Raw genomic sequence first — 22,687 nt, 5'->3', positions numbered from 1 at the left:
GACCTCACACAGAAACCCCCACCACCGACGAACCCTGCCATGGGTTGCCAGCAATGGGGGTTTACAGCGGGCGCGAGCCTACCGGCTCTTAGTGGTCGATAGCTCCTTCGGCTCCAACACCGGTAAGAGAGCGAACTTCCATCTCAGCCTGCTTGATCTCATCTTCCTTATCGCCACCGAGTGAGCCCAGGAAGCCCAGCAGGAAGGCTGCAGGAATCGCTACGATACCGGGGTTAGCCAGGGGGAACCAGGCAAAGTCAGCACCGGGAATCATAGAGGTCTCAGCACCGGACATCACCGGGGAGAAGATAATCAGGATCACCGAGATGCCCAGACCACCGTACATAGACCAGAGGGCACCGCGGGTCTTGAAGCCCTTCCAGAAGAGGGAGTAGACGATGGTGGGCAGGTTAGCCGAGGCAGCTACCGCGAAAGCCAGAGCCACCAGGAAGGCTACGTTCTGCCCCTGAGCGCCGATACCACCTGCAATGGACAGCAGGCCAATAACAACCACGGTGGTTTTTGCTACGCGGATTTCCTTGGCGGGGTCAGCGTTGCCCTTGCAGATAACGTTGGTGTAGATATCGTGGGCGAAGGAGGCGGACGCGGTAATCGCCAGACCCGCCACCACGGCCAGAATGGTTGCGAAAGCAACCGCCGCGATAACACCCATCAACAGGGAACCACCCAGCTCGAAGGCCAGCAAGGGGGCTGCCGAGTTGACGCCGCCGGGAGCTGCCTTGATGGCATCCGCACCCACCAGAGCTGCAGCGCCGAAGCCCAGCACCAGAGTGAAGAGGTAGAAGAGGCCAATCAGCACGATAGCCCAGACCACCGACTTACGCGCCTCCTTAGCTGTGGGAACGGTGTAGAAGCGCATCAGAACGTGAGGCAGGCCAGCTGCACCAAAAACCAGAGCCAGGGAGAGAGAGATAAAGTCCAGCTTGGTCAGATCATTCAGACCGTATTTGAGGCCAGGCTCCAGAATAGCCGGGTTACCGGAGGTTTCAACCGCCGAACCGAGCATAGCGGAGAAGTTGAAGCCGTAGATTGCCAGAATCCAGATGGTCATAATAGCAACGCCAGAAACCAGCAGAACAGCCTTGATAATCTGCACCCAGGTGGTACCCTTCATGCCGCCGATGAGCACGTACACAATCATGAGCACGCCCACGATAATGATGACCAGTGACTGACCAGCCTTGGAGCTAATACCCATCAGCAGGGAGACCAGGGCACCCGCACCGGCCATCTGAGCCAGCAGGTAGAAGAGGGTAACTGCCAGAGTTGAGATACAGGCAGCAATTCGAACGGGGCGCTGGCGCAGACGGAAGGAGAGCACATCCGCCATGGTGAACTTACCGGTGTTACGTAGGGGCTCAGCTACCAGCAGCAGCGCTACCAGCCAGGCAACCAGGAAGCCAATCGAGTAGAGGAAGCCATCATACCCCTGCAGGGCAATAGCACCCACAATACCCAGGAAGGAGGCAGCCGAGAGGTAGTCACCCGCGATAGCAAGACCATTTTGGGTACCGCTAAAGGATCGCCCACCGGCGTAGTAGTCAGCTGCGGTCTTGTTGTTCTTAGAGGCGCGAAGCACCACCACCATGGTGGCCAGCACGAAGGCACCGAATACGGCCATGTTTACCCAGGGGGTACCCACGTTCTGGGTGCTAGCTTCAGCCGCGAGGAGGGTTCCTGTAGTCGTCATGAAAAGTTCACCCCTTAGTGAGCCTTGTGGGCGTAGTTGCCGGATTCAATGTCGCTGCGCAGGCTAGCTGCACGGGGGTCAAGCTTGCGGTTAGCGAAAGCTACATACCAGCCAGTGATAGTGAAGGTGGTAACGAACTGCAAGAGACCGAAGATGATGCCGATATTGACATTGCCCAGCACCTTGGTTGCCATGAATCCGGGGGCATACACCGCCAGAATCACATACAGCAGGTACCAGACCAAGAAGGCCACGGTCATGGGGAAGACGAAAGACCTGTGGGTTGCGCGAAGCTCTTTAAACTCACCGCTATTCTGAGCTGCCTTGAAATCAACGTGCTCAGCGTCGATTAGAGGCTGGTGAGATTCTGGTGATGCGTGTGCCATCACTACCTCCTTTGTGTAACTCAACACACATTAGCGTGTTATCTACGTTACATACAAGTATCTAGACTAAAAAGTGCGGACCACCTGAAATATTTCAGGTGATCCGCACTCGACAGCTCTCATTGACCTACTGGGCAGTGTCTTTGAGGTACTCAATTGCTCGATCCAAGAAGGCATCGACCTGGGTTTCCTCGTAGCAGATATCCCCCGTTGCCGGGCTAAAAGCTGCCGCCCTGATATCAGCGGGGGCGAGGACGTCCGCCCCCTCCATGTGAGCAAAAAGCCGGTCACAGAGAGCGTCGACTTCTGCCGTGAAATACCCCTTGGTCAACTTTTTAGCGGGTCTGCGGAAGCGCTCGCCGGCAGGACGCTCGAGACGCCCAAGCAGGAGCTCCCGTAGCTCTTGCACCGCCTGATCCCAGGTGTGCTGCCCGTACCGCTGCAGATACAGTTGCTTCTCTAGCTCACAGAAACGGTCTTCAACCTTATCGAGGGCAGCATCGACGTCCTGCGGGTCATAGCCCCCGCTCTCCCCCTCAAAGATGGCTTCACGCACCGTCCGGGAGGTATGTATGTCCTTGCCCAGCTCTGCGCCGGAAAGCATCAATTCATAGTCGTCGGCTAGGCGGGTGAAGAAGGAATCTACAGCAGCTACCGAGTACCCCTTCTCGTGGGAACTAACCCGGCGGAATTCACCGGAAGATTCAGCCTGATGTTTCATTGAGCCTCCAAATATCTGACAGCCCTCTGCCTCTTAGAAGAGAGCTGAGAGTACCGAGAAAATCACGTAGCCGATGGCGATAGCGAACACGATGGAATCCAGGCGGTCCATCACGCCACCGTGGCCGGGCAGAATATTCGACATATCTTTGATGCCGATTTCACGTTTGACCATGGACTCCCCCAGGTCGCCCGCTGTTGAAGCTACGACCAGGAAAATCGCCACAACCAGGCCGTACCACCAGGGGTCACCGATGAAGAGCGAACAGATGATGCCCACGATAATCGAGCCCACCATCGACCCGGCAAAGCCCTCCCAGGTTTTCTTGGGGGAGATTTTGGGGGCCATGGGGGTCTTGCCCCATTTCACGCCGGCGATGTAGCCCCAGGTGTCGTTGCCGATAGCCATGAGCAGAATCATGAGCACCTTACCGGGGCCCGATTCTTCGCGGTAGAGCAACAGGGCCAGGGAAATCATGAAGGGTACCCATGACATCACGAAGATGGAGCCCATAATCGACATAATCATGCCGTCTCGGTGCCCCACGATACGCCAGCCAATTAGCACCAAAATCGAGGCGACCACGGTAAAAATTAGCCAGGACCCGCCCCCGTAGTAGGCGGCAAAGGGCATGACAAAGGCTGTTGCAACGGCAGGAATAACGGGGATTCCCATGCCGCGTTTCTGGTTGAGCCCGTGACAGACCTCCCAGGTACCCACCGATACGGCAGCAGCCGCCAGGAGCACCAGAATGAGGGGAACAAAAAACAAACCCACCGCCAGCAACGCGCCCAGCACGAGGCCGACGGTGATGGCGGCGGGTAGGTTCCTGCCGGCTTTAGAGGCCTGGGGCGGCTGTTCTTGAGATTGAACAGTCATTCGGATTTAGACCTCGAGCAGTTCAGCTTCCTTGGACTTCAGCAGCGCATCAACGGTGTCGATGTGCTTCTTGGTCAGGGCGTCGAGTTCCTTTTCGCCGCGTGCGCCCTCGTCCTCACCGATTTCGCCGTCCTTGACCAGCTTGTCGAGAGCAGTCTTGGCGTGGCGGCGGGTGTTGCGCACAGCAACGCGGCCTTCTTCAGCCTTGTGGCCTGCCATCTTGATGTATTCCTTGCGGCGCTCTTCGGTCATTTCGGGCATGACAACGCGCACAACGTTGCCGTCGTTAGCGGGGTTAGCACCGAGGTCGGAGTCGCGGATTGCCTTTTCGATGGCACCGAGGGCGCTCTTGTCGTAGGGGGTAATCAGGACGGTGCGAGCTTCGGGGGTCTGGAAGGACGCCAGCTGCTGCAGGGGGGTGGGTGCACCGTAGTAGTCTGCGGTGAGGTTTGCGAAGAGGGCGGGGTTAGCGCGTCCGGTGCGGATTGAGGCAAATTCGTTCTTGAGGGCCTCGACAGACTTGTCCATCTTTTCGCCGGCTTCGAGTAGGGTTTCTTCAACCATCTGTTGTTAGTCCTTTAGGGTTGTGCCCGTCAGTGGGCGCGGTGTAGGTAGTCTTTATCTAGTCTAGTGGTCGTGGCGCGTTTAGGCAGTGACCAAGGTGCCGATCTCTTCACCTAAAATTGCGCGAGCCACATTTCCCTCTCCCTGCATGCCGAAGACGCGCATGGTGACGTTGTTGTCCTTGCAGAGGGAGAAGGCGGTCTGATCCATAACGCGGATGTTGCGCTTTAGGGCTTCGTCATAGGTGAGCTTGTAGAGGCGCTCAGCGTTGGGGTCCTTGTTGGGGTCTGCGGTATAGATTCCGTCAACACCGTTCTTGGCGACGAGGACCTCGTCGGCGTGGATTTCGAGGGCGCGCTGGGCGGAGACGGTATCGGTGGAGAAGTAGGGCAGGCCTGCGCCTGCGCCGAAGATGACCACACGGTCTTTTTGCATGTGGCGGATGGCGCGGCGGGGGATGTAGTTTTCAGCGACCTGCTGCATGGAGATGGCTGACTGGACGCGGGTGTCGATACCGGCCTGTTCCAGGAAGTCCTGCAGGGCGAGGGAGTTCATGACGGTACCGAGCATACCGATGTTATCGGCGCGGGAACGGTCCATGCCGGCTTCTGAGAGCTCTGCGCCGCGGAAGAAGTTACCGCCACCAACGACGACTGCGACTTCGACCTGGCCGATGGTTGAGGCAATCTGTTCTGCGATGCCGCGGACGACCTCGGTGGAGATACCGACTTCGCCGCCACCGAAGACCTCGCCGGAGAGCTTGAGTAGGACGCGGCGACGACCGGTGTCGTCGCGGTGGATGGTTCGGGTTGACTCTGCCATGGTGGCCCTCCTGAAAAAGGTCAAAAATTTTTTGCGGCATCCGTTGCGCGCTTTGTTTCTAGCATACGGCAAAGGGGAGCCCCTGTGCGGGGCTCCCCTGAGCTATGAGCTTTTTTGGTGCTCAATCACACCTGACGAGTATTAGGCGCCGACGCGGAAACGCTCGAAAGCGGTTGCGGTTGCACCGTTCTCCTCGAGAACTGCAGCTACAGACTTTGAGGAGTCCTTAGCGAAGTCCTGGTCGAGCAGGGTGTTTTCCTTGTAGAAAGCCTTGAGCTTACCTTCAACGATCTTGGGGATGATCTGCTCGGGCTTGCCTTCGCCGCGTGCGGTTTCTTCAGCAACGCGCTTCTCGGCCTCGATGTCCTCAGCTGAGATGGAGTCTGAGTTGAGGTACTTGGGGCTCATTGCAGCGATGTGAACGGCTACGTCGTGAGCAACTTCGTCGGTGTTCTCGCCAGCTACTGCGAGCAGAACGCCAACCTGTGCGGGCAGGTCCTTGGAGGTCTTGTGCAGGTAAACTGCAACGTTCTCGCCCTCAACGCGAGCTACGCGGCGAACAACGATCTTTTCGCCGAGCAGGGCGCCTGCTTCGGTGGTGAGCTCATCGACGGTCTTACCTTCGTAAGAAGCTGCCTTGAGTTCTTCCAGGGTGGAAGCGTTAGCGGCAACTGCTGCTTCGAGAACGTCGTTACCGAACTTGATGAAGGGCTCGGACTTAGCAACGAAGTCGGTTTCTGAGTTAACTTCGATCATGAAGCCGACGCCGTTTTCTACGCGGGCAGCAACGAGACCTTCTGCGGTTGCACGTCCTTCGCGCTTGGTGACGCCCTTGAGGCCCTTAACGCGGATGATTTCCATTGCCTTCTGCTGGTCGCCGTTGGCCTCGTCGAGGGCCTTCTTGACGTCGAGCATGCCTGCGCCGGTCTTTTCGCGCAGAGCCTTGATGTCGGCTGCGGTGTAGTTCGCCATGGTGAACTCCTTATATTTTGAACAGATTAGGGAAATCTATTGGGTTCCTGCCGGTATCTTCGGCAGAAGAGGTGAGAACGGCACCCACCGAATGTGGGCGGGTGCCGTTTCTCTTATGAGGCTTTACTTAGCTTCTTCAGCGGGTGCTTCTGCCTTGGCAGCTTCGTGCTGCTCGAGCAGTTCGCGCTCCCATTCAGCCATGGGCTCTTCGGAAGCGTTAGCTGACTTGCCGGCCTTCTTGTTTTCGCGTTCCAGCAGACCTTCGGCAACTGCGTCCGCGATGACGCGGGTGAGCAGGTTGACGGAGCGGATTGCGTCGTCGTTGCCGGGGATGGGGAAGGAAACTTCGTCGGGGTCGCAGTTGGTGTCGAGGATAGCAACTACGGGGATGCCGAGCTTCTGAGCTTCGTCAACAGCCAGGTGTTCCTTCTTGGTGTCAACAACCCAAATCAGTGAGGGAGCCTTGGTGAGGTTACGGATACCACCGAGGGTCTTCTCGAGCTTCTCGTGCTCGCGACGCAGAAGCAGCAGTTCCTTCTTGGTGAACTGTGAGCCTGCGACGTCGTCGAAGTCGATCTGCTCGAGTTCCTTCATGCGCTCGATGCGCTTTGAAACGGTGGCGAAGTTGGTGAGCATACCACCGAGCCAGCGGTGGTTGACGTAGGGCATGTTCACGCGGGTAGCCTGCTCAGCGATGGCTTCCTGAGCCTGCTTCTTGGTACCAACGAACAGAACGGTGCCGCCGTGAGCAACGGTTGCCTTAACAGCTTCGTAAGCCTGGTCGATGAAGGCCAGTGACTGCTGCAGGTCGATGATGTAGATGCCGTTGCGCTCGGTGAGGATGAAGCGCTTCATCTTGGGGTTCCAGCGGCGGGTCTGGTGACCGAAGTGGACACCTGAATCGAGAAGCTGGCGCATAGTTACGACGGGCATGTCGTCTCCTTATGTATTAGGGGTGCCGGGCGGGCCCCTGATTCCAGGCTAGCTCCGCTCCGCGCATAGTAGTTATCGGTTTACATGTGGAGCGTGTGGGCACAAGGCCCGCTCCCCTGGTAACGCTCAGACTTTTTCGTTGGAGTGACGAAGCTGTCTCAGACCTTCACCGGCCTGTGCCGGACCGAAAGTTCCTTATCAACTAGAGGCTAGTTGCTTCGCGTTACGCGACGTCAGATCCCGGGTGAAGCTCGCGTGAACGGCTCGCCAAGGAGGGGTCTCTATGTAAAGGGATTCCCCTTGCCCTCGCGCTGCCTGTTTTTGGGCAGGGCGCAGGGGCAAACTGCAATCAACAACTATACCGCATTATTGGGCTTTAATCACCGGGGTTTTGGCTCTTGTGGTGGCAGGTTTCCAGTGGTAAATATGGAGGCAACCTACGGTTGGCGCCACCTGGGGTAAGGGGCGGGCACCGACCGAAAGGGTTTTGTCGTGTCTTTTCTTGTATTGCTCTCTAGAAGGCTTGTGAGATTTCTAGGGGTTTGTTGTTGTGCCCTGCTTTTAGTGGGGGCAGCAACCCCGCTAGCTTTTGCGGGGCGGACGCCACCCTGGCAGGCCCCGGTGGAGGGGCAGCTTACCGTGGTTCGGGGTTTTGAAAAACCGGCTGCCCGCTGGGCTGCCGGGCACCGCGGCGTTGACCTTGCGCTGGAAGCGGGTGGGCGCGTCCTTGCCCCTTATGAGGGGAAGGTAGTTTTTGCTGGAACCGTAGTTGACCGGCAGGTGCTTACCCTTGAGCACCCGGACGGGCGGAGGTCGTCCTTCGAGCCGGTGAGCGAGCCGCTCCCCGTGGGTACCCGCGTGCAGGCGGGGGATGTCATCGCACAACTGGACTCAAATATTCAGCACTGTGCACCCAGATTCTGTCTGCACTGGGGAGTGCGAGAACCAGCTCCTGGCTCTGAAACAGCACGCAGGGGGCTCGATTACACGAACCCCCTGCTACTTCTAGGGCTTGAAGGCCCCAGTGTACTTTTGCCTATCGGCGATGATTTCTCGGCTTAGTGATAGGTGTTTAGAGCCTGGTGCACAACCTATTTAGAGGCTAACCGGAGTAACAATGCCGGTCTCAGCTGACCAGACCAGCAGGGTCTCTGTGCCGTCAGCGGCACGGAAGAGCTGCTGGGCACCGCCTTCAATGCTGTATTCATTAGCTACAGGTTCACCAAAAGTCTCGGCACCACCCTGAGCGTAGTAGTAGGCGCCAATACCACCGATAAGCTTGGGTTCAACCTTGTCGAGGGCCTCTTCCAGAATCACGGGGAAGTCGTAGTTGTGGTGCTGGATGCCAGGTAGCACGGTGAAGTCTACGTTGTTGAAACCGGCAGCTGCGTAGACGTTGTAGCCGTTTTCTGCTGCCCCGTAGGCTGACCAGGCAATCGGCCAGGTTGCGCCCACACCGTCCTCAGAGCCGATGTACCACTGCAGGGAGAAGTCCTTAGCGGTGTCTGAGGGCAGGGTCTGCATGCCGTTGCTGTTGCCGCCGCCCACCATGACAGAGCCGCCACCAGTACGCCAGGAATCCTGGCTATCGGCAAGAAGCTCAAAACCGGTGATTTCTGCGCCGCCGGAGTGGCCGATGGTCCAGACGTTAGAGGAGTCCAGACCTGCTTCAGCGATGAAGGAGCTCGCAAAAGAGCGGAACCAGTCGCCGTTGGCGTCCATGGACTGCCACCAGGTGATGCCGTTACCGGTAGCGTCCTTATCGGGTGAAACCACGGGCACGAAAATCATGTTACGCTCGTTAGCTACTTCAGCCATACCAAGCATCTGAGACTCATTAGGGAAGTGTACCCGGGACTGGCTAGTGTGCCAGTAGTCGCCGTCAAGGAAGAAAACAACACCAACAGGCTGGGACCAGTCGATGTTCTCTGCGTAGACGTGGTAGTTGGAGCTCACACCAGCTTCTGAGGTGTAGGTCGCGAACTGGGTGGTGTTGGTGGTTGCTTGGGCTCCGGTGGCACCAGCAACCAGAAGTGAGCTAGCCAGCATACCGGTGGCAAGGACGGGTGCAGCGGCACGCTTGAAGGAGAAAGACATAGTTTCCTCTACGGTAGATGAGTTGCGAGTGATGGAAAGTAAAAACTTTCCTCAGCAAATCTAGCATCAAGCCTGCACCGGTGTGGGAACTCAGGGGGAATATCGGGTAAACAGGGCGTGTCGTTTATCTCGTGGGCAATAGACCACAAAACACGTTGATGTAAAACCCATGCTCGCTGTACGCAAGCAGCAGACGCTGCCGCAACCGGTAAACAAAAACGTCCTTTCCCTTTTTCTAAAAAGGGAAAGGACGTTACCGGTAGGGCCTGCGGGGCTTGAACCCGCGACCAAGGGATTATGAGTCCCCTGCTCTGACCAGCTGAGCTAAGGCCCCACAGTACCAGGTTCTAGCGAACTGACACTGTCTCTAAGAATACCCAAAAGGGCAGATGAAGCCAAACCACGGACGTCCGCGCGGACCGGGCAGAGCCCATACCCACCTAGCGTGCCTGTCGCTCAACTAGGAATCGGTCATATAGCGCATTAGAGCGGTAGAGGGATTCGAAGGTCTCCCAAGTTTTTTCGGCAGCATGGCGGGTAACCATCTGGTGGGAGCACTCCCCCATTGCTTTGCGCTCTTCTTCAGGCAAATTCAAGACATCAGCAAGGCGAGCAGCCAACTCAAAGGTATCGCCCGGTGTAAAGAGGTAACCGTTCTTACCCGGGTCTACCAGGTGCGGCAGAGCCAGAGCGTTAGCAAGAACCACCGGCTTAGAAGCACTCATAGCCTCTAGAGTCACGAGCGACTGAAGCTCAGCCGTACCGGGCTGGCAGAATACGTCGGCTCGTAAGTAACCGGCGCGAAGTTCCTCATCAGTCACATACCCTAGGAAGCGCACCCGGTCAGCTACACCACACTCTTCAGCCTTAACCCGCAAGTCAGCTAGGATCTCACCGGTGCCTGCCACTTCCAAAACAGTTTTTTGCCGCAGCTCAGCAGGAAGAAGCGAAAAACCCTCAATGAGCACATCGATATTCTTCTCAACGGCCAGGCGCCCGGCAAAGAAAATCGTCAGTTCACCGGCAGACTTCTCAACAGTCTCCCCCGGCGCAAGCTCATAGTCAGAACTCTGAATGCCGTTAGACACCGGCATCACGGGGCGGCGGAACTTACCGGCGCTTTCCATGGCGTCAGCACCGATTTGGGTGGGAGTAGTCACCACAGCAGCCCGGTTGAGCACCCGGCGCATATCAACCCACGAAGCCTTAACCACCAGCTCATTACCAGCCTTACCGAACGGTAAGAAGGGGGTGATATTTTCGGGCATCACGTGGTTAGTAGCTACAACGCGCACTCCGCGTTTAGCCCCAACACGGGCCAGTACCCGCCCAATGATGTAATGGCACTGAATATGAATAACGTCGGGCTGAATCTCCTGCACCAGACGATCAGCCTCGGCGTAAATCTCCCAGGGGAAGTTCAGGCGCATATAGGGGTGGGTCACGACCTTGTGCGAGCGCATGCGGTGCTCCACGATGCCGTCCACCGTATGACGGCTAGTAACGCCCTTCTCCTGCTTGGGCGCCATCACGTGCACGGTATGGCCGCGGTCAGCCAGGGCGTGAGCAAGGCGGGATGAGAACTGGGCAGCCCCGTTGATGTCGGGCGGGTAGGTATCGGCGCCAATGAGGACGGTCAGGGGCTGATCAGCCATGCAGGGGCCCTTTCGAGGTCTCTTCGTTCAGTATCACACTGACCTTACAGGGTTTTCGGTAGCTCTGCATCAGCCCGGCGGCGGATTCGGCGGGGCTCACAGGCGTCCGCGCCCCTACTGGTCCAAAAAGCCAGGCCCGCTCCGGCGGTTCTGCCGGGGCGGGCCTGGGTGCAAGGACGCTTGTGCCGCCTCATCTGAGGCAGGGCAGGGTCTTACTTGCGGCGGCTAATGAGCTTGCCGAGGAAGACGAAGAAGGCTCCCAGGGAAGCTGCCAGGGTTGCAAAAGACTTCCAGTGGGCCTGCAGGGTCTCGGGGTTCGAGGCGTTTGCGGCCAGCTTCTTACCACCGTCAACGGCGGTAGCAGGAGCGTTCTTTGCGGAGGTCTTGGCGTTCTGCACCAGGCCCTGGGCACCGGCCTGCACGTCGCGTGAGTAGGTCTCGATGTCGTCGCGCAGGGTCTTGAGGTGCTCGCGGCGCTGCTTGGTGCGCTGCAGGAGCTGTTCCTTGTTGGGGGCGGGGGTAGCAGGTGCCTGCTGCTCGCCGCCGTCCTTCTTCTCCTCTGACTTCTGCTCGGCCTTCTTGGCTTCTGCCTTCTCAGCCTGCTCGCGCTTGAGGCGCTTGGAGGTCATGGCGGAGCCTTCCTTCAGCACGCCCAGGTCGTAGAGCAGACCAAAGATAGCTGATTCAGGCTTGAAGGGCAGCTGGGCCTTGATCATCTTGAAGCCGACCAGACCGGCAATGCCGGCAAGGAGCAGGAAGAGCACGAATAGAACCAGAGCTGCCGCCCAGTTAGGCATGATGGAGGCCAGGCCAACGTAGGCCAGGATAACCAGGGCGATAGCCATGAAGAGGGCGAAGACCAGGGCTACTGCGGCAACCGCGGCGCCCTTGCCCAGGGCGATGCCCTTTTCTTTGACCTCAATCTTGGCGATCTGGATTTCGTCTTTGAGCTGCTTAGGGGCTAGGTTGGTGAGCACCTTGCCCGCGTCAGCCACGTTCGTCACGCTAGCTTTGATGTTGTTGAAGCCGGCGCGCAGACCCTGGGCCCGGCGTGAGCCGTTCAGGTCGTTAGGAGTGGTCATGTGCCACCTCTCTCTGTGTCGATAAGCGTGCTTGCGTATTACGTGTACCAAATAGTAAGTTTACCGGCTTTTAGGGGCTTGTGGCGACTGCGCCCCGATTTGTGATGCGATTATTGGTTCTTAGTCTTGCGCTGTTTCGAGATGGGCCAGCGCAACGGCAAGATGCATTCGGACGCCGGTGATGAGGGCTTCGTCGTTAGCGTAGAAACGCGGTGAGTGATTGGGAGCAAACCCGCGTCCACCGTCAACAGGTTCTGGCATTGCACCCGAGCCGAACTTCACGTCCTGCACACCGAGCAGGGCATACATACCGGTGTACCGGTTAATGAACTCAGAGACGTCGTCATACCCCAGCGACGCTGGTGCTGCAAAGACCTGATCCGGGTCTGCCGCTGCGCTTTCCAAAGCAGGGCGCAAGGCTTCGACCGTTTCAGGCGCGTTAACCACAGCCGGAATTTGCTGTAAGAAATCGACGGTAGCGGTACAGTCGTAGGCTTCTGCGATATGGGTAGCGGTACGGGCTATCTTGGCGTTGACGGCGTCCATCAGTCCGTCTTTGAGACAGCGTACGGTGCCCCAGAGGGTGACTTTTTCGCCGATGATGTTAAAACGCCCCTGGTCTTCAACATGACCAATGGAAATAGTAAACGCATCTTTGGCATCTATCTGGCGGTAGATTTGCCCCATGGCACTGATGATGTCTGCAGCCGCTGGCATCGGGTCTCGCCCCGCCCACGGCGATGAGCCGTGCACCTGTTCACCCCGCACGGTTATCTTGACCATTTCAGATGAAGCGTGCTGCACGCCCGAGGCCCACCCCACATAGCCGCTTGGTGCAGGAATCACATGCATACCAAAGGCCAGAGTTGGCTGGGGGTCAAGTGAGTCAAAGGCCGCGTCAGTCAACATGTGGGCAGCTCCGCCTTCTTCTTCCACAGGGGCCCCCTCTTCTGCTGGCTGGAAGACGAAGTAGATGGTTCCGGCAAGTTCCTCTCGGTGCTCTGCGAAGGTACGCGCTGCACCCAAAAGCATGGCGACGTGGCAGTCGTGACCACAGGCGTGGGCAACAGGAAAAGGGCCACCGGGGTAGTTTTCATCTACTTCTTCAGAGGCATAGGGCAGGTCGGTTTCTTCTTTGACGGGCAGGCCGTCCATGTCCGCCCGTAAGAGAACGGCCTTTTCTGAGGGGGTACCCCCTCGCAGGGTGGCGATGATTCCGGTTCCGCCGATGTTTTGCTGTATGTCAGTATCTGCGAAGCCCATATCTTTAAGGCGCTCAACAATGTAGGCCGCTGTTTTTGTCTCGCGGTTTGAAAGTTCGGGGTGCTGGTGAAGGTGGTGACGCCAGGTGATGACGTCTTTTTCGTTTCGAGCGGCGGTGGCGTAGAGGTCGTTTAGAAGTTGCTGGTCAGACATTTCCTATTCCTTCATCTATGAACTATGTGACAGTTCACATGCTACGCCTCTTCGCGCGAAGCCACCACCCTTAGTTGATACAAGACAAGGCTTTAAGCAAATGTGGCACTGCTTCCCAGATGTGGCAGTGGCGCCGCAACATTTGGGGACCAGCGCCACATATGGGGAGCGTAAGCATACAAAAAAGCCCGATCACAAGACCGGGCTGTTTATTTGCTCCCCCGACTGGACTCGAACCAGTAACCCTTCGATTAACAGTCGAATGCTCTGCCAATTGAGCTACGGGGGAATGTTGTTTGCGGTGTTTCCATCGCTGCAACGAGTAATAACTCTACACGGGGTTTTTGCCCCGCGCAAATCGAGATTGAGTTAACTACATCACACCTTAGTCTTGGCCTTGCATTTTGCTGCGGCGGCGGAGTTCGAGGGTGAGGAGTTGCTGTTGGATATCCCGGTAGGCCTCGGCATCGTTCTGGGGCGAGAGGCGCTGAAGCTGCATCAGTAGGTCCGATTTTTGCCGGGTGATTTCTTGTTCGAAGAGGCGGTTGAGTATGTCGCGGGAGTAGCGATTGAGCTGGTCGTCGGTGCGGGCGGGGATGGGGGCGACGGTGAGTTCTGCGATGAGCGCGTGGACGGGTTCGGGGGCATAAGCTCGCACGGTGTTGACCCAGGTGGCTCCGGGTTCGGGGGCGATGGTGGAGGCTGCCCCAATAATGCCCTGGGCGATGCCGCTGTGGGCCCGGTAGCGGTAGTGCACGGTAGCTAATTCCTGCCACTGTTCGAGGGAGAGGTACTGGGGGTATTGCAGCACGATTTCGAGGGCTTCACGCTCGGTGCGGGCTGCAGGATCACGCAAATCGGGCAGCTCGTAGGGGTCTTCTACGGGGGCGGGGGCTTCTTCTGCTGCGATTCGGGTGGCGCGCTCTGCTTCTGCCGCTTCGGCTCGCTGGCTGGCGGACGCCTGCGGGTTAGCTGCCGCTGCGCTGACGGCTCGCTGCACTTCGGCGGCGTCTAGCCCTAACTGCCCTGAAACTTGCCGTACGTAGGCTGGCCGCAGGGCGGCGTCCTTGATTCCGGCGATGATGGGGGCGATGGCGCGCATGCCGCGCACGCGCCCCTCGAGGGTGCCGAGGTCGTAGTTGGCGAGGGTGGCGTCGATAGCGAATTCGAAGAGCGGACGCCGGGAGGCGATGAGGGAGCGCACGGCGGCGTCCCCGCGGGCTAGGCGCAGGTCACAGGGGTCCATGCCGTCTTTAGCGACGGCGACGAAGGTTTGGGCGACGAACCTCTGGTCTTCTGAGAAAGCAGCCAGGGCGGCTTTTTGACCGGCGGCGTCGCCGTCGAAGGTGAAGATAACTTCGCCGCCGGTGCCGTCGTCGGAGATAAGACGGCGGACGATTTTGATGTGGTCGGTACCGAAGGCGGTGCCGCAGGTGGCTACGGCGGTGTCGATTCCAGCTAGCTGAGCGGCCATGACGTCGGTGTAGCCCTCAACCACCACAATCTGCTTCTTTTTGGCGATGGGGCGCTTGGCCAGATCTAGTCCGTAGAGCACCTGTGATTTTTTATAGAGGGGGGTTTCGGGGGTGTTGAGGTATTTGGGGCCTTGGTCGTCCTCGAAGAGGCGGCGGGCGCCGAAGCCGATGGTTTCGCCGGTGATATTGCGAATGGGCCAGATGATGCGGCCGCGGAAGCGGTCATAGAGGCCGCGCTGGCCTTCTGAGAACATGCCGGTCTCGCGTAGCTCCTCGGTGGTGAAGCCCTTGTTCATCAGGTATTTGAGCAGGTTGTCCCAGCCGCGCGGGGCAAAGCCCACCCCGAATTTTTGGGTGGCTGCGGGGTCGAAGCCGCGGGCGCCGAGAAACTTTTGGGCTTCAACGGCGGCAGGGGTGTAGAGGTTTTTTTGAAAGAACTCCGCTGCAATCTTGTGGGCATCGAGGAGGCGCTGGCGGCGTCCGACCTCTTCGCGGCTCATGCCGCTACCCTGCTCGTAGTGCAGTTCGTAACCGATGCGGGCGGCGAGTTTTTCAACGGTTTCGGTGAAGGAGGTGTGGTCCATTTCCATGAGGAAGCTGATCACATCGCCCGATTCGCCACAGCCGAAGCAATGGTAGGTGCCCATCTGGGGGCGCACGTGGAAGCTCGGGGTGCGTTCATCGTGGAAGGGGCATAGGCCCTTGAAAGAGCCGATACCGGCGGATTTGAGGGTTACGTACCCTTCGATGATTTCGCGGATGTCGGTGCGGGAACGCACCTCGTCAATGTCTTCTCGTTTGATTAAGCCTGCCACGGGTTCAATTTTAGTCTGGGCCGTCAAGCCGGTGGGTTTTGGCTTACCACAGCGGTTTGTCGCCAACCGCCCAGTGGGTTCCTGTGATTCGTTTGAAGAGGGCGACCGCGGAGCGGTCGGTCAGGCAGGCGACCTGGTCAATCACCAGTCGCAGGCGGGCAGTATCGTCATTGCGCCCCAGCTCCTGCAGGTCAGCGGCAAAGACCGGGTCGAGGTAGTTGGGGTTATCAAAGAGGGCGTGCACCAGGAATTCAAGAATCTCCTGCTGGTTCCCCTCGGTTGTCTGCGCGGCTGCCGCATCGCGGGGAGCCATCACAAATGCCGTGGCTATACCCTTGAGCACGGCGATTTCGTGCTCGGTTTCTTCGGGCACCACCAGCTGGGCCTGGTAGCGGGTGAGCGGTTCATCCCCGTAGACGTCGCGGGTTGCCAGCATGGCGCTGGCAGCAAAACGCCCAATGAGCTTAGAGGTAAGGGCCTTGAACGCCGCCATGGACGAGCGGGTCCCCGTCATATTGGGCACCCAGCGGTTGAGGTTCTCTAAGCGGGTTAGGGCTTTGTCGAGGGTGGCGTCCTCGACCCCGGGCAGGTACCAGAGCCGGGTTTTGTCGAAAACCTGCTGGCGGGCGTCCGCCTTTTTCAGGTCATCGAGCTGCACGTGCCCACCGAAGACGGCGTCCTCAACGTCGTGCACGGAGTAGGAGATATCGTCGGCGAGGTCCATGACCTGGGCTTCTAGGCATTTTTGGGTGGGGGCAGCCCCGGCTTCGGTAGCCCCGGCGCGGAGCCATTCGAAGACGGGCAGGTCGTCGGTGTAGACGCCAAATTTGCGGTTGGGTTTGCCGTCGGTTCGGGCGGGGGCGTTGGCGCGGGTCCAGGGGTACTTGCAAGTTGCGTCCAAGGACGCCCGGGTCAGGTTTAGCCCGGCAGAACCACCGTCGTGCCTAATCACCTTGGGTTCAAGGCGGGTGAGCAGGCGCAGGGTCTGGGCGTTACCCTCAAACCCACCGGCGTCCGCCGCTAGCCGGTCGAGGGCGGTTTCACCGTTGTGCCCAAAGGGCGGGTGGCCGAGGTCATGGGAGAGGCAGGCGGTATCGACCACGTCGGGGTCGCAGCCCAGCATGCGCCCCAGCTCGCGGCCAATCTGGGCAACTTCGAGGGAGTGGGTCAGGCGGGTACGCACGAAGTCGTCGGTATCGGGATCAACCACCTGGGTTTTGGCGCCGAGACGGCGCAGGGCCGCAGAATGCAACACACGGGCTCGGTCGCGTTCAAAGGGCGAGCGGTAGACAAACTTGTGGTGTTCGGGAACCCAGCGTTCGGCGTCCGCTGCGCTATAGCCGGGGGTGGGGGCCTGTTCGGGGGTGAAGGTGCTGCTCATGAATCTCGTCTTTTCTCTACCGGTTCAATCTAGGCCTGGGATTCCAGTTTAGAGGTCATCGCCCTGGTCGAGGCCGTATTCGGCGGGCCAGGTGACCTCGCCTGAGATAGGCGGGTAGTCGGGGGTGAGGTTAACGAGCTGCAGGGCTTCTGCCAGAGCAGCCGGCTCAATACCGTCGATGACTGCGCGTACCCCGTGGCGGGCTGCTGGCTCGAACCCAAAACGGCTGTAGTAGGCGGGCTCTCCGAGCACCAGCAGGCTGGTGGGTGCATTGCTGACCTGGGCGGACGCCGCCGCACGGGCTAGAGCTTCACCGGCTAGGGCGGTGCCCACTCCCCTGCCCTGGTAATCGGGGTGGACGGCCAGGGGCGCAAGCGCATAGGCAGGCCAGGAGCCCACCCAGCAGCGGCTAATGAGAATGTAGCCGATAAGAGCACCGGTGACGGTGTCGCGGGCTGTGAGGGAAATTCCCGGTTCCCAGGCGTTGGGATTGCTGCGCAGGGCATCGACCAGGTCGGCCTCGTAGCTGGTCTCAAAGGCAGCCAGGAGCAGGTCACGAATTTCTGCGCTATCGGCCGGGGTTTCAGGGCTCAGGGTGTGGGTGTGCATGTTTTTAAGTCTAGAGGGTGCACCCAGCTCAGTGGGGCGGACGCCGCCCCCGCTCTTCCTGCCCAGAGGCAGGGAAACGGGGTGCAGCGTCCGCCCACCTTTACCCTTCACAAACCCGGTGCCCACAAGAATCGCGCAGAGCCCACGCCGCTCGTGGACCCTGCGCGATTCTGATAAGCACTGTTTACTGGGGCAGCGGCTTCATGGAGGCCAGGACGCGGTCAGGCAGCATGTGCACGCGCGGTGACAGATCTTGGGGCGGGTACGTAGGATCGATACATTCACGCCAGTACTCGACGTGTTTTTCGTCCAACCAGTGCTCAGACTCAGTAACCTTCTGTTCCAAGCCAGCCTCCCCACGCACCGAATACCAGTACAGGTAATCGGTTCCGTCGATTGTTTCGGCAAAGATTGTCTCAACATACATGTGCTCAGGCTCTAGTGTTTCTTTGACAGCCTCCATGTTCTGATTGAGGAAAAGCATCCATTCATCGACCTTATGTCGCTTGCCTGGTTTTACCCGAAATCGGGTCAGTTCAATCTGCATACCATGATTCTATCCAGTGTGTTCTTAGCTCCAGGGCTATCTCTTCATCCGCGAGTGTACGTTATACCGTTCCCTCCGCCAGGCACTTAGCGCCCACAAGAATCGCGCAGCGCCCACGTCGCTTGTGGGCCCTGCGCGATTCTGGTAAGCACTCAATGTAACCTATGGTTTGTGCCCCCTACTGGAAGGTACAGTTGTCTTCTATGAGCGAGAAGTACGTACCCAACTACGGTGATCTGGAGCGTTTTCGTTATGAAAGGCTGATCCGCACCAAGTCCAGGGCCTACCAGATGGCCTGCTGGCAGGGCTACCTCGGCACCCACGACTTCTTCCTGGGCAATAGCCTCAGAGGTTGGGCAACACTCCTGCTCACCATGGCAACAGCTTCTCTGCTCGTCTACGAGTGGATACTCGGGCTTCTCCTACTGCTCCTTGTTATCTGCCTCAATATCACGGCGGTACGGGCCATCGCCGCATCAGACCCAGCCAGCGACATCTACGGTGAAGAGTGTGGAGCAGTCTTTCATAGCCTCCACATGGTGAGTTCCTTCTCCATCATGTGGGACATGAACCTGTGGAAGGGTAAAACTCCCACCGACCCACCGCCGCCCGATATGGACTAGGCGGGCCCGGCCGTCCGCTCCCCTAGCCGCCGCTGATATCCAGTTCAGCATCCACCAGGCCCAGACGCTCGGCGTCTCCCAGGACGCGGGAGTTCAGCCAGCCGTCGGGCAGGTGGGGCTTCTTGGGGTTGCCAGCTCGGCCACGGGGTCCCTCAACAGCGGCACCGGGGTAGCCGATAGAGTGATCCAGCTCCGCTAGGTACTCGCGGAAGGCTTCCAGGGTGGGCACGGTAGACATCTTGGCGCGCAGTTTGCCGCCCACCGGATAGCCGTGGAAGTACCAGGCCACGTGCTTGCGGATCTCGCGCAGGCCGCGGGTCTCATCGCCAAAGGTCTCAACTAGCAGTTCCGCGTGGCGATAAATCATATCCGCCACCTCAGAAACAGAGGGGCGGTGGCGCTCTTCCGAGCCCTCAAAGGCGTTCTGAAGGTCGCCAAAGAGCCAGGGGCGGCCCTGGCAGCCGCGGCCGACCACAATGCCGTCCACCCCTGTCTGTTCAACCATGGCGATAGCGTCCTCGGCTGAGAAAATATCGCCGTTGCCCAGAATTGGCACGTCGGGGATAGCTTCGCGCAGGCGGGCAATGGAGTCCCAGTCAGCCTTACCCGAGTAGTGTTGGGCGGCGGTGCGGCCGTGCAGGGCGATAGCTGCAACCCCGGCGTCGCGGGCGATTTTGGCTGATTCCAGGTAGGTCAGGTGGTCCTCGTCAATGCCCTTACGCATCTTGATAGTCAGGGGCACGTCCCCGCGGGATGCCTCGCGCACGGCGGTCTGGACGATAGCGGTAAAGAGGTCGGTCTTCCAGGGCAGGGCTGAGCCGCCACCCAGCTTAGTCACCTTGGGCACGGGGCAACCGAAGTTCAGGTCAATATGGTCGGCGCGGTCTTCTTCGACCACCATACGGATTGCCTTACCCACGTTGACGGCGTCCACCCCGTAAATCTGAATGGAGCGGATCTTTTCGTCGCCGTCATGGTCAATAATGCGCAGGGACTCGGGGTTGCGCTCCACCAGGGACCGCGCTGTGACCATCTCGGTCACGTACAGTCCGCCACCGTAGTCGCGGCAGAGCCGGCGGAAGGCTTTATTGGTTACGCCTGCCATGGGCGCCAGCACCACGGGGGTATCAACGGTCAGCTTGCCCAGTTGCAGGGGCGGCAGTTTAAGCTGCGGCGCGGCGCTGGTTTCTGCGGGGGTGTCAGTTGAAAGAGTCACTGAGCTATTTTCGCACACTTGAACTGACGCGGTCAGCGGGGCACCTCACAGTACCAGCTTTGATGCAAGGAGGAAAAGGACGCGCCCCCACCAAGCTGGAGTTAGAAGGTTGTTCGGGGCGTACTCCGTCGTCCACAGCTTCCATCTAGCCGCCATTATGTGCTAACGAAATAAAACCTTTACATACCCACACAAATCTGAGTATCATTAAAACGTGGAACCGAAATAAAACCTTGACGATTTCACATCTAGGAGACTCCATGGAAAATCTGCCAACCCAACTCGAGAACATAGCTCTAGCCCAGGAGGCCGCTCAGGACTCTGAACACTATCTCAACCACTGTGTTGCCGTCGCTAAAAAGGATGGTTACTCCTGGGGTGAGATTGGCTCAGCGTTAGGGATTAGCCGCCAGGCAGCAGCTCAGAAATACTCAAAAATAGTTCAGGAGATCGCGCCCATGCAATTCTCAGAAGCAACCCAGGCCCACCTCAATAACACCGCAAAATCTGTTCTTTATCGCGTTTCAGAACAAGACTGGGAGAAGGTGCACAGCTACTTCTCTTTCACCGCCAAACGAGGTCTCGGTAAGAAAAAGCTTGCCGAGGTTTGGCAAGAAGTGTTGAACGGCTGCGGCGAGTTCCAGCGCGTTGGTTCCATCAACCTACACGCCCCGAGCCCCCACGAATTCAAAGTTTTCTCGGCAACCGTCAAAATCCCGAACAGCTCAATCTTCGCAATCGCAGACTTCACACTAGAGCATACAGACGGTAAACCCGTCGGTCAGATTGCTTTCAATTCCAGTAGGAAGGTCATCGGTTTCCTCATCTATTTGAATGACTCAGCTGAATTGCCCTGGTAGAAACCCTCCGCATAAGCCTTCACCAAAAGCCCGCCCCTGGTTCAGAGACCTTAGAGACCTCTGAGCCAGGGGCAGGTTTCGCACTGTTGTTTTGCAACCTACGGGGTAGGACGCCCGCCGGTAAGACCTAGGGTCTCGCCCGCAACATAGGAAGCCTCATCCGATACCAGGAAGACGTAGGCACCCGCAATTTCAGCCGGCTGACCAGCACGCCCCAGAGGAGTATCCTGACCGAACTGAGTCAGCTTCTCCATCGGCTGGCCATAGCTGGGCTGCAACGGGGTCCAGAAGGGTCCCAGTGCCACAAGCGTTCACACGAATACCGCGAGGAGCCAGCGCCTGCGCCAGACCCTTGCTGAAATTATTCTGCGCAGCCTTGGTGAGAGCATAGTCCAGCAGAGTCTCTGAGGGATCATAGGCCTGGATCTATAAGGTAAAGATAATCGAAGAGCCGGGCTTAAGGTGAGGCACAGCCGCCTTGGTCACACGGTAGGACGAGTAAATATTGGCCTTCATGGTGTGGTCAAAGTCCTCGTCACTGAGGTCCTCAATCTTTTCATGCCACACCTGACGGCTAGCATTATTGACCACGATATCGAGACCTCCAAAAGCCTCTACGGTCTTTTCAACGATGGCCTGGCACTGCTCCAGCTCACGCAGGTCCCCCGGTAGCGCCAGCGCCTTCACCCCGGCGTTCTCAATCGCCTTAATAATGAGTTCAGCATCAGGCTCTTCTTCTGGCAGGTAAGAAATCGCCACGTTGGCGCCCTCGCGGGCGTAAGCAATAGCAACCGTCGCGCCAAGGTCTGAGTCACCACCGGTAATCAGAGCATTGCGCCCAGCAAGGCGGCCATTGCCCTTATAGGTTTTCTCGCCCAAATCAGCGAGAGGCTCCATTTTCTGATCCAGGCCAGGCTCGGGCTGAGTCTGCTCGGATGGGCTAATCACTGGATATTTGGAGCGGGGGTCTTCAAGATGAGACATGAAATTACTTTCTGATGGAGTGGTAAATAAATGAGCCCCGCACTCTGAAGTATCAAGTGCGGGGCTCACAGTAGCTATGAGGTAGTCACAGCTTTAGAAATTACTAGAACTTCTTGCGGGTGTCATCGCCGTCAACAACGATTTCTTCCTTGCGGACGTCTGCTGAGACGCGCTCGGTGTCGGTGCGTACTTCCTTGCCAACTGAGACGCGCTCGGTGGCTACGGTTTCGGTGGAGACAACGGGGCGCTCTTCGTGGGCAGTGACGGTGACGTCTGCCTGAGCTTCAGCTGAGTCAAAGTCGTAGTTCTCGACTACTTCGCCGTCCTTGAGGTTGGTGCGCTCAACAACGATTTCTTCCTTGCGGACGGGCACCTCAACGGTTTCGGTTTCGGTGCGGACGACCTTGCGCAGGCGGACCTGGCCGGTCTGGGTTGCGCTGGTGGCGGTACCAACGTTCAGGCGCTCTTCGTGGGCAACGACGTCGCCGTTCTCGGCAGATGCGGTGGCCTGAGCTGCGTGGGCGTCGGCGGCAGGACGCTCGGTGTTAGCTACACCGGCAGTTGCGGTGCCAGCGGCTGCGGTGCCCGCGGTGAGTGAGTAGTACTCGTAGAGGCGCTGCTCTTCAGCGGGTGAAAGTTCGCCGTCTTCTGCGATGTTGGGGGCGTCCTTGACGAATTCCTTGGTGTAGGGAACGTGGATTTCTTCGCCTGCGTAGCGGGCCTTATCCACGGGGATGAAGGATTCGTTGGTGCCGAAGAAACCGGTGTTGACGGTGACGAAGGTGGGTTCGCCGGTCTGGGCATCGAGGTAGAGCTCGCCTACCTTGCCAATCTTTTCGCCGTCGGTGCCGAATACGGTGCTGTTGCGCAGGGTTTCGATGGTTTCGTTGGTAGCCATGAGCTATTGCCTTTCTTTGCGACTCTCAGTACGAGGTGTTG

21 protein-coding genes, 2 tRNA genes and 1 pseudogene are annotated in these 22,687 nt (G+C 58.5%); 3 read left to right on the top strand and 21 right to left on the bottom strand.

Annotated features, from left to right (window positions below; all coding sequences use genetic code 11):
• Positions 1 to 88: 88 nt before the first annotated feature.
• The 8 genes from L6758_RS07055 to rpsB form a co-directional block, all read right to left on the bottom strand.
• Positions 89 to 1,711, bottom strand: a complete 1,623-nt coding sequence (locus tag L6758_RS07055; protein WP_237205494.1) for a solute symporter family protein — start codon at positions 1,709 to 1,711, stop codon at positions 89 to 91.
• 14 nt (positions 1,712 to 1,725) lie between these two features.
• Positions 1,726 to 2,097, bottom strand: a complete 372-nt coding sequence (locus L6758_RS07050; protein WP_237205493.1) for a DUF485 domain-containing protein — start codon at positions 2,095 to 2,097, stop codon at positions 1,726 to 1,728.
• 127 nt (positions 2,098 to 2,224) lie between these two features.
• Positions 2,225 to 2,818 (bottom strand): DivIVA domain-containing protein, encoded by a 594-nt coding sequence (locus L6758_RS07045; protein WP_237198474.1) that lies wholly within the window; start codon positions 2,816 to 2,818, stop codon positions 2,225 to 2,227.
• Between the two features lie 33 nt (positions 2,819 to 2,851).
• Entirely contained in the window at positions 2,852 to 3,697 is an 846-nt protein-coding gene (locus tag L6758_RS07040) for a phosphatidate cytidylyltransferase (protein ID WP_237205492.1), read from the bottom strand.
• Between the two features lie 6 nt (positions 3,698 to 3,703).
• Complete coding sequence (frr, locus tag L6758_RS07035; RefSeq protein ID WP_185173305.1) at positions 3,704 to 4,261, bottom strand: ribosome recycling factor; 558 nt, start codon at positions 4,259 to 4,261, stop codon at positions 3,704 to 3,706.
• 81 nt (positions 4,262 to 4,342) lie between these two features.
• Positions 4,343 to 5,083, bottom strand: coding sequence for a UMP kinase (gene pyrH, locus L6758_RS07030; protein WP_135012806.1), 741 nt, complete (start codon positions 5,081 to 5,083; stop codon positions 4,343 to 4,345).
• A gap of 141 nt (positions 5,084 to 5,224) precedes the next feature.
• Positions 5,225 to 6,055, bottom strand: a complete 831-nt coding sequence (tsf, locus tag L6758_RS07025) for a translation elongation factor Ts (RefSeq protein ID WP_237186889.1) — start codon at positions 6,053 to 6,055, stop codon at positions 5,225 to 5,227.
• 123 nt (positions 6,056 to 6,178) lie between these two features.
• Positions 6,179 to 6,988 (bottom strand): 30S ribosomal protein S2, encoded by an 810-nt coding sequence (gene rpsB / locus L6758_RS07020; RefSeq protein ID WP_185173307.1) that lies wholly within the window; start codon positions 6,986 to 6,988, stop codon positions 6,179 to 6,181.
• A 492-nt stretch (positions 6,989 to 7,480) separates the two neighbouring features.
• Between rpsB and L6758_RS07015 the strand changes: the two genes are divergently transcribed.
• Entirely contained in the window at positions 7,481 to 8,050 is a 570-nt protein-coding gene (locus tag L6758_RS07015; RefSeq protein WP_336603553.1) for a M23 family metallopeptidase, read from the top strand.
• 33 nt (positions 8,051 to 8,083) lie between these two features.
• On the opposite strand, the gene L6758_RS07010 is transcribed toward L6758_RS07015, so the two are convergent.
• The 10 genes from L6758_RS07010 to L6758_RS06965 all read right to left on the bottom strand — a co-directional run bounded on the left by L6758_RS07010 (position 8,084) and on the right by L6758_RS06965 (position 18,065).
• Positions 8,084 to 9,085 carry a hypothetical protein gene (locus tag L6758_RS07010; RefSeq protein WP_237205490.1) on the bottom strand — a complete coding sequence of 334 codons (1,002 nt, stop codon included), beginning with the start codon at positions 9,083 to 9,085 and terminating at the stop codon, positions 8,084 to 8,086.
• A gap of 260 nt (positions 9,086 to 9,345) precedes the next feature.
• Positions 9,346 to 9,419, bottom strand: a tRNA-Ile gene (locus tag L6758_RS07005).
• Between the two features lie 106 nt (positions 9,420 to 9,525).
• Complete coding sequence (locus L6758_RS07000; RefSeq protein ID WP_237218637.1) at positions 9,526 to 10,740, bottom strand: glycosyltransferase; 1,215 nt, start codon at positions 10,738 to 10,740, stop codon at positions 9,526 to 9,528.
• 212 nt (positions 10,741 to 10,952) lie between these two features.
• Positions 10,953 to 11,822, bottom strand: coding sequence for a phage holin family protein (locus L6758_RS06995; RefSeq protein ID WP_237218636.1), 870 nt, complete (start codon positions 11,820 to 11,822; stop codon positions 10,953 to 10,955).
• 120 nt (positions 11,823 to 11,942) lie between these two features.
• A complete protein-coding gene (locus L6758_RS06990) occupies positions 11,943 to 13,238 on the bottom strand; it encodes a M20 metallopeptidase family protein (RefSeq protein WP_237218635.1) in 1,296 nt (431 codons plus the stop codon).
• Positions 13,239 to 13,454: 216 nt separating this feature from the next.
• A tRNA-Asn gene (locus L6758_RS06985) sits at positions 13,455 to 13,527 on the bottom strand.
• Between the two features lie 96 nt (positions 13,528 to 13,623).
• Positions 13,624 to 15,528, bottom strand: a complete 1,905-nt coding sequence (gene dnaG / locus L6758_RS06980) for a DNA primase (protein WP_237218634.1) — start codon at positions 15,526 to 15,528, stop codon at positions 13,624 to 13,626.
• A gap of 43 nt (positions 15,529 to 15,571) precedes the next feature.
• Complete coding sequence (locus L6758_RS06975) at positions 15,572 to 16,909, bottom strand: deoxyguanosinetriphosphate triphosphohydrolase (RefSeq protein WP_237218633.1); 1,338 nt, start codon at positions 16,907 to 16,909, stop codon at positions 15,572 to 15,574.
• Positions 16,910 to 16,957: 48 nt separating this feature from the next.
• Complete coding sequence (locus L6758_RS06970) at positions 16,958 to 17,518, bottom strand: GNAT family N-acetyltransferase (protein WP_237218632.1); 561 nt, start codon at positions 17,516 to 17,518, stop codon at positions 16,958 to 16,960.
• A 184-nt stretch (positions 17,519 to 17,702) separates the two neighbouring features.
• A complete protein-coding gene (locus L6758_RS06965; RefSeq protein ID WP_237206742.1) occupies positions 17,703 to 18,065 on the bottom strand; it encodes a DUF6176 family protein in 363 nt (120 codons plus the stop codon).
• Between the two features lie 203 nt (positions 18,066 to 18,268).
• Here L6758_RS06965 and L6758_RS06960 point away from each other — a divergent pair, with 203 nt between their 5' ends.
• The gene (locus L6758_RS06960; RefSeq protein WP_237218631.1) at positions 18,269 to 18,688 is read left to right on the top strand and encodes a hypothetical protein; all 420 of its coding nucleotides are present in this window, start codon (positions 18,269 to 18,271) and stop codon (positions 18,686 to 18,688) included.
• Positions 18,689 to 18,710: 22 nt separating this feature from the next.
• Here the strand turns inward: L6758_RS06960 and dusB are convergent, their stop codons facing one another.
• Entirely contained in the window at positions 18,711 to 19,904 is a 1,194-nt protein-coding gene (dusB, locus tag L6758_RS06955; protein WP_237218630.1) for a tRNA dihydrouridine synthase DusB, read from the bottom strand.
• Between the two features lie 260 nt (positions 19,905 to 20,164).
• On the opposite strand from dusB, the gene L6758_RS06950 reads away from it, so the two are divergent.
• Complete coding sequence (locus L6758_RS06950) at positions 20,165 to 20,764, top strand: DUF3887 domain-containing protein (protein WP_237218629.1); 600 nt, start codon at positions 20,165 to 20,167, stop codon at positions 20,762 to 20,764.
• A gap of 98 nt (positions 20,765 to 20,862) precedes the next feature.
• Here the strand turns inward: L6758_RS06950 and L6758_RS06945 are convergent.
• Both L6758_RS06945 and L6758_RS06940 read right to left on the bottom strand, forming a co-directional pair.
• A pseudogene (locus L6758_RS06945) lies at positions 20,863 to 21,748 on the bottom strand (SDR family oxidoreductase).
• 103 nt (positions 21,749 to 21,851) lie between these two features.
• Positions 21,852 to 22,646, bottom strand: a complete 795-nt coding sequence (locus L6758_RS06940; protein ID WP_237218628.1) for a DUF2382 domain-containing protein — start codon at positions 22,644 to 22,646, stop codon at positions 21,852 to 21,854.
• Between the last annotated feature and the right edge of the window lie 41 nt (positions 22,647 to 22,687).

The organism is Rothia nasimurium (genome assembly GCF_928382285.1).
Lineage (GTDB): Bacteria > Actinomycetota > Actinomycetes > Actinomycetales > Micrococcaceae > Rothia > Rothia nasimurium_E.
This window is presented reverse-complemented; position numbering and strand designations above follow the sequence as displayed.